The sequence below is a fragment of the Spiribacter vilamensis genome (assembly GCF_004217415.1).
GTDB classification, from domain to species: Bacteria; Pseudomonadota; Gammaproteobacteria; order Nitrococcales; family Nitrococcaceae; genus Spiribacter; species Spiribacter vilamensis.
In genome coordinates this window covers 960,290-972,661 of the sequence record NZ_SHLI01000001.1, presented here as the reverse complement: position 1 = coordinate 972,661, position 12,372 = coordinate 960,290, and the positions used below count along the sequence as shown (strand labels likewise).

19 protein-coding genes and 1 pseudogene are annotated in these 12,372 nt (G+C 64.1%); 10 read left to right on the top strand and 10 right to left on the bottom strand.

The window, feature by feature from the left end:
• Positions 1–65 precede the first annotated feature (65 nt).
• Entirely contained in the window at positions 66–584 is a 519-nt protein-coding gene (locus tag EV698_RS04870) for a DUF2062 domain-containing protein (RefSeq protein WP_130503003.1), read from the top strand.
• A 104-nt stretch (positions 585–688) separates the two neighbouring features.
• Positions 689–1,801, top strand: a pseudogene (locus EV698_RS04865) (Fic family protein); the annotation flags it as partial.
• 495 nt (positions 1,802–2,296) lie between these two features.
• Here the strand turns inward: EV698_RS04865 and EV698_RS04860 are convergent.
• The 8 genes from EV698_RS04860 to EV698_RS04825 all read right to left on the bottom strand — a co-directional run bounded on the left by EV698_RS04860 (position 2,297) and on the right by EV698_RS04825 (position 7,024).
• Positions 2,297–2,722 (bottom strand): putative toxin-antitoxin system toxin component, PIN family, encoded by a 426-nt coding sequence (locus EV698_RS04860; RefSeq protein ID WP_130503002.1) that lies wholly within the window; start codon positions 2,720–2,722, stop codon positions 2,297–2,299.
• On the bottom strand, positions 2,719–2,982 hold the full coding sequence (locus EV698_RS04855) for a ribbon-helix-helix protein, CopG family (RefSeq protein ID WP_130503001.1): 264 nt from the start codon (positions 2,980–2,982) through the stop codon (positions 2,719–2,721). The genes EV698_RS04860 and EV698_RS04855 overlap by 4 nt, the downstream gene beginning before the upstream one ends.
• Before the next feature lie 347 nt (positions 2,983–3,329).
• Positions 3,330–3,731 carry a type II toxin-antitoxin system VapC family toxin gene (locus EV698_RS04850; RefSeq protein ID WP_130503000.1) on the bottom strand — a complete coding sequence of 134 codons (402 nt, stop codon included), beginning with the start codon at positions 3,729–3,731 and terminating at the stop codon, positions 3,330–3,332.
• Positions 3,732–3,733: 2 nt separating this feature from the next.
• Positions 3,734–3,982 (bottom strand): AbrB/MazE/SpoVT family DNA-binding domain-containing protein, encoded by a 249-nt coding sequence (locus EV698_RS04845; RefSeq protein WP_130502999.1) that lies wholly within the window; start codon positions 3,980–3,982, stop codon positions 3,734–3,736.
• Positions 3,983–4,115: 133 nt separating this feature from the next.
• Complete coding sequence (locus EV698_RS04840) at positions 4,116–4,295, bottom strand: hypothetical protein (RefSeq protein ID WP_130502998.1); 180 nt, start codon at positions 4,293–4,295, stop codon at positions 4,116–4,118.
• A 135-nt stretch (positions 4,296–4,430) separates the two neighbouring features.
• A complete protein-coding gene (locus tag EV698_RS04835) occupies positions 4,431–5,264 on the bottom strand; it encodes a DUF6279 family lipoprotein (RefSeq protein WP_130502997.1) in 834 nt (277 codons plus the stop codon).
• The gene (locus EV698_RS04830) at positions 5,254–5,985 is read right to left on the bottom strand and encodes a YceI family protein (RefSeq protein ID WP_130502996.1); all 732 of its coding nucleotides are present in this window, start codon (positions 5,983–5,985) and stop codon (positions 5,254–5,256) included. The genes EV698_RS04835 and EV698_RS04830 overlap by 11 nt, the downstream gene beginning before the upstream one ends.
• Positions 5,978–7,024, bottom strand: coding sequence for an SO_0444 family Cu/Zn efflux transporter (locus EV698_RS04825; protein ID WP_130502995.1), 1,047 nt, complete (start codon positions 7,022–7,024; stop codon positions 5,978–5,980). The genes EV698_RS04830 and EV698_RS04825 overlap by 8 nt, the downstream gene beginning before the upstream one ends.
• Positions 7,025–7,213: 189 nt before the next feature.
• Between EV698_RS04825 and EV698_RS04820 the strand changes: the two genes are divergently transcribed.
• From EV698_RS04820 to EV698_RS04800, 5 genes are read left to right on the top strand one after another with little or no spacing between them, the layout of a single operon-like run.
• Positions 7,214–7,621: a hypothetical protein gene (locus EV698_RS04820; RefSeq protein WP_130502994.1), complete on the top strand. Its 408-nt coding sequence runs from the start codon at positions 7,214–7,216 to the stop codon at positions 7,619–7,621.
• An 11-nt stretch (positions 7,622–7,632) separates the two neighbouring features.
• The gene (locus EV698_RS04815) at positions 7,633–8,304 is read left to right on the top strand and encodes a MotA/TolQ/ExbB proton channel family protein (RefSeq protein ID WP_130502993.1); all 672 of its coding nucleotides are present in this window, start codon (positions 7,633–7,635) and stop codon (positions 8,302–8,304) included.
• On the top strand, positions 8,264–8,686 hold the full coding sequence (locus EV698_RS04810; protein ID WP_130502992.1) for an ExbD/TolR family protein: 423 nt from the start codon (positions 8,264–8,266) through the stop codon (positions 8,684–8,686). Before EV698_RS04815 ends, EV698_RS04810 begins: the two co-directional genes overlap by 41 nt.
• Positions 8,686–9,105 carry an ExbD/TolR family protein gene (locus EV698_RS04805; protein WP_130502991.1) on the top strand — a complete coding sequence of 140 codons (420 nt, stop codon included), beginning with the start codon at positions 8,686–8,688 and terminating at the stop codon, positions 9,103–9,105. Before EV698_RS04810 ends, EV698_RS04805 begins: the two co-directional genes overlap by 1 nt.
• Positions 9,106–9,107: 2 nt before the next feature.
• The gene (locus EV698_RS04800) at positions 9,108–9,959 is read left to right on the top strand and encodes an energy transducer TonB (protein ID WP_130502990.1); all 852 of its coding nucleotides are present in this window, start codon (positions 9,108–9,110) and stop codon (positions 9,957–9,959) included.
• Positions 9,960–9,963: 4 nt separating this feature from the next.
• Here the strand turns inward: EV698_RS04800 and EV698_RS04795 are convergent, their stop codons facing one another.
• Positions 9,964–10,515, bottom strand: coding sequence for a TenA family protein (locus EV698_RS04795; protein ID WP_130502989.1), 552 nt, complete (start codon positions 10,513–10,515; stop codon positions 9,964–9,966).
• A 58-nt stretch (positions 10,516–10,573) separates the two neighbouring features.
• Here EV698_RS04795 and EV698_RS04790 point away from each other — a divergent pair, with 58 nt between their 5' ends.
• The 3 genes from EV698_RS04790 to EV698_RS04780 all read left to right on the top strand — a co-directional run bounded on the left by EV698_RS04790 (position 10,574) and on the right by EV698_RS04780 (position 12,087).
• Complete coding sequence (locus EV698_RS04790) at positions 10,574–10,819, top strand: hypothetical protein (RefSeq protein ID WP_130502988.1); 246 nt, start codon at positions 10,574–10,576, stop codon at positions 10,817–10,819.
• Positions 10,820–10,823: 4 nt separating this feature from the next.
• Complete coding sequence (locus tag EV698_RS04785) at positions 10,824–11,105, top strand: hypothetical protein (RefSeq protein WP_130502987.1); 282 nt, start codon at positions 10,824–10,826, stop codon at positions 11,103–11,105.
• Positions 11,106–11,196: 91 nt separating this feature from the next.
• Positions 11,197–12,087 (top strand): MBL fold metallo-hydrolase, encoded by an 891-nt coding sequence (locus EV698_RS04780; protein WP_130502986.1) that lies wholly within the window; start codon positions 11,197–11,199, stop codon positions 12,085–12,087.
• Here EV698_RS04780 and EV698_RS04775 read toward each other — a convergent pair.
• Positions 12,079–12,345: a DksA/TraR family C4-type zinc finger protein gene (locus EV698_RS04775; protein WP_130502985.1), complete on the bottom strand. Its 267-nt coding sequence runs from the start codon at positions 12,343–12,345 to the stop codon at positions 12,079–12,081. The two genes, EV698_RS04780 and EV698_RS04775, sit on opposite strands and share 9 nt — an antisense overlap.
• Between the last annotated feature and the right edge of the window lie 27 nt (positions 12,346–12,372).

The window sequence follows — 12,372 nt, the reverse complement described above, 5'->3', positions numbered from 1 at the left end:
GTGGCGAATATCCGTATTCGTCGGGAAGCGATCGTGGTGAGCAACGCGATCGGGAAGAGCCGCCAGTGCTGAATGCGCTAGCTATCCGCCTACGCGCCCTGCGCTGGAGGGCACAGAGGTGGCTCCGCCGACACCCCCGTGTGCACCGGACCCTGCACGCTGCCGGCAGCATGAAAGGCGAGCCCGAGGCCATCGCGCGAGGCGTGGCGATTGGTCTGTTCGTCGGCCTGACACCCACGGTTGGTTTCCAGACGGCGCTGATGCTCGCGGCCTGTCTCCTGCTTGCCGGGAATTTCCCGATGGCATTCGCCGCATCGTTCGTCAGCAACCCGTTCACCACGGCCCCGTTCTACTGGGGGTTTCACGAGCTAGGCGAGAGGGTGCTGTGCGCTTTGCCGATGATTTCCCGCAGGCCCAATGCGTGGTTTTTGCAGGGCCCGGGCGACGAGCTCATCTTTACCGTCATCGGCAGCCTGTTGATTGCCGGCCCCGTGGCGCTGCTCGGGTACTCGCTCACCGGCAGGTTCCTGGCGTTCCGGGCGCGTCAACGAGCCCGGAAACGCAAACGACGCAAGGCCGAGTAACCGCCTGGCCAATTCACTGCATCGATTTGTCGCTGCGGTGAATGTCCGGCATATTCACCGTAGGGAGTGCGGTAAATATGCCCTGGATCCACGAATAACCTAACTGGCCGGCTTTCACCTGGAACAACGATGCCCTGGTCGATCGGCTAGCGGATATCCGTCATCGCCAGGGCTGGCTCCTCGGGCGGATGGAGGGCCTGGGCTTTGAGCTTCGGCGCGAGGCCAGTCTCGAGACGCTAACCACTGACGTCGTGACCTCCTCATCTATCGAGGGGGAAAACCTCAATCCACGCGAGGTCCGTTCTTCGATCGCGCGCTGGCTCGGGATCGACATCGGAGGCTATGTGCCCGCCGGACGTAACGTCGAGGGCACTGTCGAGATGATGCTCGATGCAACGCGATCATTCGACAGTCCGCTCACCACCGAGCGCCTGTTCGACTGGCATGCCGCGCTGTCCCCCACGGGTCGTACCGGTATACAGCGCATCACGGTAGCCGACTGGCGTCCGGACTCGGCAGGGCCGATGCAGGTGGTCTCCGGGCCAGTGGGCAAGGAGCGAGTGCATTACGAGGCCCCTGCGGCGGATCGCATCGATGTGGAAATCGGGCGCTTCCTGGACTGGTTCGAAGCGCCGGATGACACCGACCCGGTCCTTAGAGCCGGTATTGCGCATTTCTGGTTTGTCACTCTTCATCCCTTCGAGGACGGTAATGGCAGGATCGCCAGGGCAATAACCGATATGGCCCTGGCGCGCGCCGACGGAATGCGAGATCGTTTCTATAGCATGTCGGCTCAGATCGAGACGGAGCGAGGACACTATTACGCGCGCCTGGAGCGCCAGCAGCGCGGGTCGACCGATCTAACGGAATGGTTGGCCTGGTTTCTGGACTGCCTGGGTCGCGCGCTGGAATCCGCCGAAAGCACGTCGATGGCGGTTCTCTACAAGGCGCAGATCTGGGAAATGGCCAATGATGGGCCGGTCAGTGAACGGCAGCGCCTGGTGCTGAATCGCATGCTTGATGCCGGCTTTGAGGGCTTTATGAACACCTCGAAGTACGCTCGGCTCGCAAAGTGCTCCACTGACACCGCTTTGCGTGACATCCGCGGCCTCGTCGAGCGCGGTCTGCTGTTGCCAAATCCGGGCGGCGGCCGCAGCACGAGCTATCGCCTGCCGACATCGGGGGAGATTCGGAGCCGGTTGGGGGGAAGGGAGTAGCGGTACTTAACAATCGACAAGGTTGCCGGCGCTGATAAGAAGGAGATGTGTGTGGTCAATCGGTATGAGGTGCTGGGCACTCGTCTTTGAGTTCACTTTGGCCCGTGATCCGTCCGGCGGCACGAATATCGCGCTATTCGAGCCTCAATTCGACTTATCCGAGCCCTCCGGCACAAAGCTCGCGATCGGTAGCATCAGGGCGGGCCATGGCCCGCGGCCTGTCACGGCCAGCAGGTGCTCGCGGGCCGCGTCGTACAGGATCGGCGCCCCGGTGAGGCGCACCTCCCTCTCCTTGTCGTCCTGCGACTGATCACCGGAGGCCCGGAAGATCCCGTAGACCTCGACTTCGATTTGGTGGACACCTCGAGCGGGTACTCGAAATCGGGGGTCTGTTCGCTGTCCGGCAAACGGGTGTCCACCAGAAGGCGTTTGAAGAAATAGTGCTCAAGCTGCAGTGCAGGTGTCATGAGAGATTCTCTTTGGCGTGATTGCCCATCATTCGTACGTATTGATGATACTCAGGCACTGGCCGGGCGTGATCACAGGTGCATGGTTATGGGGCTGATCAAGCAATCGCTGATCGCCGGTAACCAGAGCAGCTCGGGATTCTTCATCGAGTAACGCCCAGAGGTGGTTGTCACCGGGGTCGGGGGCATCACCCGTTCGCAACGGCTCACGCCAGAGCGCGCTGACCGTCACCGTTGTGAGCAGAACATCAATCCGGGACTGATCCAGACGATGGAGCGAGGCAAGCTTAGGGCGGGCCAGAACGGTTTGGTATTCGGCAAGCAATGCCGGAGAGAGCAGAGACGGCAGGCGACCATCCAGCATTGCGTCGAGCACTCGGGCGGTGGGGCTTTGGCGATCGCGGGTGATGAGCCCTGCTACCAGCACGTTTGTGTCAATAACGAAGACCCTCATCGAGCAGGGTTCGAGGCCGCCGGCTGCTCCTCTCGCTCGTCTCGCACTTCGGCGGTGGCAAGCGTCAACGCGGCCTCCTCGTCCATTTGCGCCTGATGACGCGCTCGCTCAACCAGTGCCTGCGCGTCTTCGGTCGGCTTGATGCCGCGCAGCTGCAGGCTCTCTTCAATCAGGTTTCCGATCGAGCGGCCCTGTCGGGCCGCCGCCTCTTTGAGCGCGCGGTGCAAATCATCGTCCAGCGTTATGGTAAGTCGGCTCATGAGTAATTGGCTCCAGCTGGTTGGTGTTAGTGCAGCATAACACCAAAACATCAGGGCTGAAGGTGATCGCGGGGCCTACGCACCGCGAGCCAACCCCCCTCGGATTCTTCCGCTGCCAGTGCCAGGCATCGCGCATCATCGCATCAAGGTCGTACGCCGCTCGTCAGCCGAGCTCCTGCTCGGCGCGGGTAGGATCGGCATAGTATTCGGCGATATCGCCCCGTGCCCAGATTCCAGATTCGGCACTCTGCACCCATGATGTAACCGGTGGCACCGGTGACGAGGATCGTCACAAGGCCGACGGCCTTTTTCATTGGATTTGCCTGTGTCTCTGGCGGGGTCTCACCTTACCGAGGTGTGATAAGCGACACCGCTGGGAAATAAGTTCGATAGCGCCTGGCGTCGCGTGTGAGCAGTGGAACACCGGAGACTTCTGCATGCGCACCAATATAAAAGTCGGGTAAGGGCGATGACTTGCTGCCGGCGGCACGGCGATACTTCAGAAATGCCTGCCCTGCCCGGTGGGCTGCCTCCCACGGTAGATCCGCTCGCTGAATCCGCAACCGGTCAAGGACGGCATCCAGTTCCTCCACCTGTCGGTAGGCAATCGATAATTCGGCATACACCAGTGGATTAATAACGACAGCGCCAGTCAGCAACGCATCGGCCAATGCCGTCTCCGACCAGGACCGCCAATCAGGGTCGCCCGTCACAATGTCCAGGAGGACATTGCTGTCGACAAGAACCATGCTCAATCCTCGCCGCGGGTCATCCGCAGGATGTCGTCGGTCCGCAATGCGGGATCGGCCGTCGCACTACCCGCCACTGATCGGATGGTGGCCTCGATGCGTTGGCGTTGCTGGACGGGGTCCACTTCGACTTTCTCCAACACGACTTCACCGTCCCGGAACTGGAATTCGACCTCACTACCCGGGGGCATCCCGGCGAGTCGCCGAATATCCTGCGGGATGGTGATCTGCCCTTTGCTTGTTACACGCACGACTCGAACCTCGATTAGTAATACTGCATTGGTAATACTACTGCTATCGTTAAATCATGTGAATCCAAACCGGCCGGTGTCAGTTCAACGGTCAGGCGTACAAAAGGGGCTCTCTGTAGAGTCGTTATAAGACCTAAGAGTCGTTCAATGAGGCCAGCGCGGCGGGATGAAAGAGCGGCGCAGCCAGCTCATCCGGCGGCGGAGGCAGATCCGGAAAGGCCCGCCAGACAAGCCCGCTTCCCGGAAACAGCACCACCCAGACCGTCAACGCAATCAGCAGGAGATTATTGCGCAGCGTGCGATGGCGGACCATGCGTGATCGGTTAATCCCTCGACGAGTACGGCAGCACCCCCTGCTCGACGTTCTGAAGCAGGCTGTTCGTCAGTGGAGAGCAGCAGCGAGCGCCGAAGCTCTACCACTATGGCCTCCTGCACCTTTATAGGGTCGCTACCTTGCCGCCACTGTCTCCAGATCACCACGATAGCCGGCGAGTTGCTCCCGCGCATGGCTGCGCTGCTCGGCGGTGAGCAGGGCGAGGGTGCGGTGGGTACAGCGCCGCCACAGCGCCCGGCTGGTCTGGCGATAGTCCTGTAGCACCGGTGAACGGGCGGCATCCTCGAGCAGCCATTCCCGCAGAAACGCCTGGACCTCGGATTGTGATGCGTCATTGCGCAGCATCGTGACCAGCGTCTCCTCGGTTTCCCGGCGCCAGGCCTGCCACTCGTCGCTCACATCCGGCATCTCCGCCACGCACTGCGTCAACGTCTCCCGCTGGGTGTCATCAAGCGGCCCTACCCAGTCCCCGGTGCGCTCGATGGCGCGCTCCTCCTGGTCGACCAGCAGGCGCTCGACGTATGCCTCCCGCCCCTCCGCCAGGGTCGCCTCGAGGGCGTCGATCTGCTCGCTGTCCAGCTCCCGAAGGAGCTCCGCGGCGAGGGGGATGACGTCACTGACGTTGTTCCGGATGAGTGCCTCGCCCTCGATGAACAGCGCGTCCACGTCGGCTTTGGCGGGGTCGGACGTCGCAAGGACGTTATCGACTTCGTCCAGGTACGTATTGATGGCGGGCAGGCGATGCTCGCGATGGAAGGCCTGGTAGGCGCCGAGGCCATCACGCAGGCGGCCGCGCTGCTCCGAGGTGAGGTCGAGATAGCCGCCGATGCGCCAGGCGCCGAGCCAGTCGGCATTCTCGTAGGCCATTTCCACGCGGCTGCAGGCGGCGATGGTCAGACTGACTAGGATCACCGTGAGGTAACGCTTCATGAGGCGGCTACTGGGCATCGGCGGTCACCCCCGTTATCCGGAAGCGGATCGTTATCTCGTCCGCGACGCGCAGCCCGCCGCCCAGCGCGGAGTAGGGCGCTAGCCCCAGCTCGCTGAACCGCGTTCGCAGCTGCCCGGTGGCGGTAAGGCTGTCGCCATCCCGCTCCAGCGCCACGGGGACCGAATGGACCGACGTCTCACCGGCGATCGTGACCCTGAAACGCACATCCGGCTGCCATTCGGGTCCGGTGATCTCCAGGCTCTCCAGCCGGATCAGCGGGTGCTCGCCGGCATTGAGCTGGCTCTCGCCCAGCATGTTCTCGCGGGTCGCCGCGATGGCACTGTCGGGGACCTCCGGCTCCAGTCCTTCGATGGCGCGCCACGCGGAACGGTCCACCTCGAGTGCTGCAACCGGGACTTCGAGGCGGAAGGCGGAGTCCTGCCAGGGATCGGCGATCACGACCGTCCCCTCGATCACCGGCCCGCCGATGACATGGGGATGGCCGAGTGCCGCGAGTGGACCTTCGGCCTCCAGCAGGATCCGCAGGTTCGACGCGGCGGCATCCACGACGTATCGCTGCCCGTCGGGCAAGGCGCCCGTGGTGGGAGTACCCGCGTCCACTGTCTGCGAGTTGGCCGAGCGATCGGATGAATCAACGCTCGAGCAGCCCGTCAGGATCAAAAGGAGGGCGCCTGAGAGCAGTATCGGGAAACGATGGAGCCGTCGTCCGTCAGCCATCAAACACGTTGCCGATTCGCCGGCGCACCGGTCGGATCATGAATCCGGCGAGGACGAGCAGGCACACGGCCTTGAGCCAGACCGGCAGCCACTCGGCGGCGCTACCTACCTGCGCCGAGACATTCAGGCCGCTCCAGCCGGCCACGGCATCGACGAACAGACCGACGCCGATCGTCGCACCGATAATCCCCGCGAGGTAGGCACCAAGGGCCGCCCGGCCGAGCCGACGTCCGAGCATGCCGAGCGTTGCCATTGAGGTAACCGGACCCGCTACCAGAAAGACGAGGACCGTGCCCGGCGTCGCTCCCGCGATCAGCAGACCGGCGGCGATCGGTGTGGCCGCTGTCGCGCAGATATACATCGGGATGCCCACTATGGCCATCAAGGCCTTGGCGCCCGGGTGGGTGCTGAACTCGGCAAGGGTAGCGGGTGGGACGAGCCCGATCAGCACCCCTGCCATCCCGAGGCCGATCAAGAGCCAGAGGCTCAAATCATCGAGCACCTCGGTGAACGCGTAGCGCAGCCCGTCGCGGAGCCGGCGGATCAAACCACTGGCTGCCTCGCCGTCATCAGTACAGCCTTCCTGACTCGTGCAGCCACAGGCAGCCGCCGCCGGGCTTGCCGGACCTATCGGGTGCCGGTCGGTCATGGCCACCATCAACCCGGTCACAATGGCCGTACCAACCGCCATACCGGCCCGCGCGAGGGTCATGAACGGCCCCAGCAGGGCGTAGCTGACCGCCAGCGAGTCGATACCAATGCCGGGGGTTCCGATCAGGAATGCCGTGGTCGGACCCCGCCCGGCCCCGGCTTTGTGAAGCGCCATCGCGGTGGGAATCGCGCCGCAGGAGCAAAGCGGCAGGGGCGCACCAATGATCGCCGCGCGGGTAACGCCGCCAATGCCGCGGCCGCCCATCCACCGCTGTAGCGTGCTCGCCGGCATCAGCGCCTGGACGATGCCGGCCGCCACCAGCCCCAGCAGAAGCCACGGGGCCGCCACGAGCGCCGTATCGAGAGTTGAAGCAATCACTGCATCCATGCCTCGAACGCTAGTGCGTTATGCCGGATACGGCAAGGGACGGAGCCGGGAGAAGATCGGGTTTGATCGAAGCCCAGCAGGCGGGGTCATCCTGGCTCCCCGATCGCTGGATTCGGCGCCCACTGGCCGCCGCGCGTAGCAGCTGCCATGCTTTTATTGGTGTCAGTGATACGACAAGGGGAGGGCGCAATGCTGCGCTGGAGTCAATGGATGCTACTGGGCGTCTCGCTCGCCTGGCTGGGTGTCGGGGTCGCCGCCGCGGCGCCGGTCAGTGTCGAGCTCAACAAGCTCGAGGCCGATGGCGACAGCTGTAAGGCCTATATGGTCACCAATAACAGCCAGGACCAGGCTTTGGAGAGCCTCCAGCTCGATCTGGTGATGTTCGACGGCGACGGTATTATCAGCAAGCACCTGGCGGTGGAGCTCGGGCCATTGCCAGCCGACAAAACCCGCGTGGAGGTCTTTCGTATCGAGGGCACCGCATGCAGCGAGATCAATCGGATCCTTCTGAACGGCGTGACTCACTGTGGCGGGGCACCGGACTGCGCGGGAGAGGTCTTGGTGAGTTCGCGCAGTGACGTAGCGTTCGTGGAATAAGGCAACCGGCAATGGACGAGGCAACATTGGAAATCCTGCAGGCCGGCGGGGTGGTGGCCATGATTCTGCTGATCATGTCGGTGGTGGCGGTCAGCATCATCGTCACAAAGCTCATCCAGTTCCGCATCGCCCGGATCGCCGAGCGGCGTGATGCCGAGCAGGCCCTGGCGCTGTGGCAGCGGGGCCGATCCGACGATGCCCTGACCCGTGCCGCGGCCGATGCGGGGCCGGTGGCGCAAAGCCTGGCACGCGCGTTTCGGGGTTACCTTCGCGGTCTCGACGAAGGACACGTGCGCGAGGAGGTGGTGCGCTACGGCAGCGAGGTCCTCGAGCGCCTGCGCGGTGGGTTTCGTGCGCTGGAGCTGATCGGCTCGCTGGCACCGCTGCTGGGATTGTTCGGGACTGTGCTGGGCATGATCGAGGCCTTCCAGCAGCTGGAGAACGCGGGTAACCAGGTCAATCCGGCAGTGCTCTCGAGCGGTATCTGGCAGGCCCTGCTGACCACGGCCATCGGTCTGGCGGTGGCGATTCCGGTGGTCGCGTTGCTGGGCTGGCTGGAGCGCCGGATCGAGCGCCTGGCCCACGCCATGGACGATACCGTGACCCGCGTATTCACCCCGGATCTGGCGGAGGGGACGAGCGATGACGGTGGCCAGAAGCCCCGCGCCGCGTCTGGCGAATAGACCCCGCGGCCGACGCAACCTCATCAGCCTGACCCCGCTCATCGATGTGGTGTTCATCCTGCTGATGTTCTTCATGCTCGCCTCCAGCTTCCTGGACTGGCGCGCCATCGAGCTGGACCCGCCACAGCGGGCGGGCAGCGGCGACGCCCTGACCGGCGCCATGCTGGTCGAGGTGCGGGCCGGTGGATTGCGCCTGGCCGGAAAGGCCATCGAGTTGCCGTCACTGGTGGAGCGCTTGCGGCAACAGACCGACACCGACCCGGATCTTCGCGTGCTGATTAGACCGGCCGAAGGGGTGTCACTGCAGCGCACGGTCGATGTGCTCGACCGGCTCGACACGGCCGATATCGATAACGTCTCGCTGATCGGGGACGGACGCTAATGACCCGTCGCCGCCATCTCGTCCAGCCGCAACATCGCGGGATCAGCGACGACGAGCGCATCCTGCCGCTGATCAATATCGTGTTCCTGCTGCTGATCTTCTTCATGGTGGCCGGCCAGCTGGCGGCCAGCGACCGATTCGCCATCGAACCGCCGAGCTCCGGCAGCGAGACCGAGCCGGCCGGTCGGATAACCGTGCTCGTGGGCACCGATCAGCGCTTGGCGGTGGGCGGTGAGAGCGTGGCGATGGGAGCGCTCTCGGACACCGTCTTGACTATGCTCGATGCCGGCAGCAATCGGCAGGTGCGGGTCAAGGCCGACGGGCGGGTGCCGGCGCTCCGCGTCGTCGCCATCATGGAGCAGCTACGTGACGCGGGCGCCGAGGGGATCGACCTGCTCACCGTGACGGGGAGTGAGTGAGGATGGGGGCGCGCTGGCCGGCCCTGGTGGGCGTGGTGGTGGCGCTCATTATTCACGTCGCCGTCGTCATGGTGCTGTTGTGGCACGAACCCGAGACCGGTGCCCAAGCGCCCGGCACTGGAGGTATTAAGGTCGGCCTGGGACAGACCGGCGGGACGCCGCCGGGCGCGGAGGCCGTGGAGCCCGAGAATGCCGAGGCGGATTCGGCGCGTGAGCCAGTGGAGTCCGTCGAGCCGGCCGTCACGAAGCCAGAAGACGCCCGGACTGAAGCCGTCAAAGCGGAGCCGGTCGCGCCGGTGGCCGCGGACGCCGACGACCCGCAGATCGCCGTGGCGGTGGACGAGCGCACAGGCGCAGAACCGGTGAAGCCAGCTTCGGCCGAGACAGCACCCACTGAAACAACCGAAACAGCTACCACAGCACCGGCCGAAACTGCTTCCGACGAGGCTCCCGAGGAAGTAGTCAGCGATCAGGTCGGGGAGTCGGGCAGTGGTGACCAATCCGGCCAGCAGGTTGGCGAGGGCACGGATCGAGAAGACGACAGCGGTGCCGGCGGCGATCCGGGAGCAAAGGCCGATTACACGGACCGCATCCAGGCCCACCTCGCGCGCCACAAGGAATATCCCCGCCGCGCTCGACAACAGCGTCACGAGGGCACGACTCAGGTGACCTTTACGTTCAACCGTGCCGGCGAGATCCTGGATTACCGGATCGGTGCCAACTCCGATCATCCGATCCTCGACCGCGCGACCCGGCGGATGATGGAGCGCGCCAACCCGCTCCCGGCGATGCCGGATGCCGTCCCCGGCGAGCAGATGACGCTTACCGTGCCGGTGGCCTACCGCCTGCGTTAAGCGGCTACTCCCGCTCCTCCAGCCCCATCGCCCAGAAGTCGATCTCGAGCCGAGTGGCGTCACGAAAGACGGTGACGAGCTCGTCGAACCGCTCCGGTGTGGCCCCGGCCAGCCGGGCGTCGATCCACTCCCGTTCGGCCGTCATGGCGGCCCGGAATTCCTCGCTCTCGTACATGCCAATCCAGGCGTCAAAGGGGTTGGCCTCGCCGCGCACGGTGGTCGGGCGCTGGTTGATCCAGTCGGCAACCTCGCCATAGCCGATCACGCACGGTGCCAGCGCCACATGCAGGTCGAGCAGGTCACCGCGATGGCCGGTGTCGAGCACGTAGCGGGTATAGGCGAGGGTAGCTCGCGCCTCTGGCAGTGCCTCGAGTTCGGTCTCGCTGATACCCCACTCCCGGCAATAATCCACGTGCAGGCCCAGCTCGAGATCGACAATGGCCTTCAATCCCTCGTGGGCCTGGCGCAGATCCGCGAGCGACCGGCTCTTGTAGGCGGCCAGCGCATACGCCCGGGCGAAGTGAATCAGGAACAGGTAGTCCTGTTTCAGGTTCAACCGTCACCTTCCGCACGATAGCCTGAATCTTCCAGCATCGATCAGTGTCTTTATTGCAATGAATCTGCGCACCAAGTCCCGTACGACATCGGCTCTTCTCACCGTGGCATTCGGTCCCCTCGGGCTTTTCTACTCGAGCGCGGGTGGGGCGCTACTACTGATAGTGATCGCACTGAGCACGGTGGGAACCGGGATTATTCCGTTTATCTGCTGGGGTGCGTCCATTTACTGGGGTGATCACACCGTTCGGCGCCATAACGAATCCGTCGCCGCCCTGCTGGGACGGCCTCCCGACGAGGACTAGAGAGATGCTGAATAGGAAATTCAATCAGTTACTGTTCATTTATGTGCTGATGGTTCCGGTGTGGCTCAGTTTCTATCCGCGCGACGGGAATCCATGGAGCACTTGGGTCGGCGAGGTGCTGGTTGTCAACCTTACGGCTTTGCTGGTCGGACTGGTGGTCGGGCACGTCCCTGGGGGGATCCATCGCCTTTCCTTTGGGGAGTGGCCGGACTGGCAGATCTGGATGTGCGCCCCGTTCACGTTCTTTTTCATCCTGCTGTATTACATCGGCTATCTCGTGGAATAGGCGAAGGTCAGGCGGCCAAACGGAATCGCTTGGCCATCGGCACCGGGTTTCCTACAGTGCAGGACATCTACCCATCAGGAGTCGCCGGCCCGTGAAACCGATTGTCCGATCCGTCTTCCACCCGCCCAGCCATACCTTTTCGTACGTGGTGTGGGATCCGGTCAGTCGCCGGGCGGCGATTATCGATCCGGCCCTCGACTTCGATCCGCAGTCGGGCCGCAGCGGGACGGAAACGGCGCAGCAATTGGTGGAAATCGTCCGGGCCGAGGGGCTCACCGTCGACTGGCTGCTCGAGACCCATGCCCACGCCGATCACATCACGGCAATGCCGTTCCTCCAGGGAGTGTTCAACGCGCCCACCGCCATTGGCGAGCGGATCACCGAGGTGCAGACGCGCTTTGCGTGGCTCTTCAACCTCGGTGACGACTTCCGTGTCGATGGCAGCCAGTTCGACCAGCGCTTTGCGGACGGGCAGACCTTCACTATTGGTGAGCTGCCGGTGCAGGTCTTCCACACGCCGGGGCACACCAGCGACCACATCACCTATGTCATCGGTGATGCGGTGTTTGTCGGTGACACGCTGTTCATGCCCGATGCCGGTACCGCCCGCTGTGACTTCCCGGCGGGTTCCGCGCGTGAGCTCTACCGCTCGATCCACCGGCTGTTCGATGCCCTACCGGACAGCCACCGACTGTTCGTCCTGCATGATTACGGCACCGACGAGCGCGGCCCCGAGTGCCTGACGACGATCGGTGAGCAGCGGGCCGGCAATATCCACTTGGGCAATGGCGTCAGCGAGGATGATTACGTCGCCATGCGCGAGGCCCGCGACGCCACGCTGCCGATGCCCGTGCTCATCCTGCCCGCCGTGCAGGTGAATATCCGCGCCGGTCACTTCCCGCCGGCGGAGGCCAACGGACTGCGCTATCTGAAGATTCCGGTGGATGAGTTCGGGGCGCACTGGAGCCCGCCGTCAGCGTAACTGACTGTCCTTGCTGCCGCGGCGGTTATAGGCCGATTGCGGGCCCTGTGCCTGGTCCTGGATCTCCTGGCACTGCACGCAGAGCCGAACCCCGGGCAGGGCGTTACGACGCCCTTCGGGGATCACGGCGTCGCATTCCTCGCAGCGCGTCCGGCTGACGCCGTGGGGCAGGGCGTCCTGCGCGCGCCGGACCGCATCACCGACGGCGCCCTCGATCTCGTCCTGCGCGGCATCTTCGCTGCCAAATCCTTTCGCCATGTAGATCTTTTTAGACTATTGTCTCCC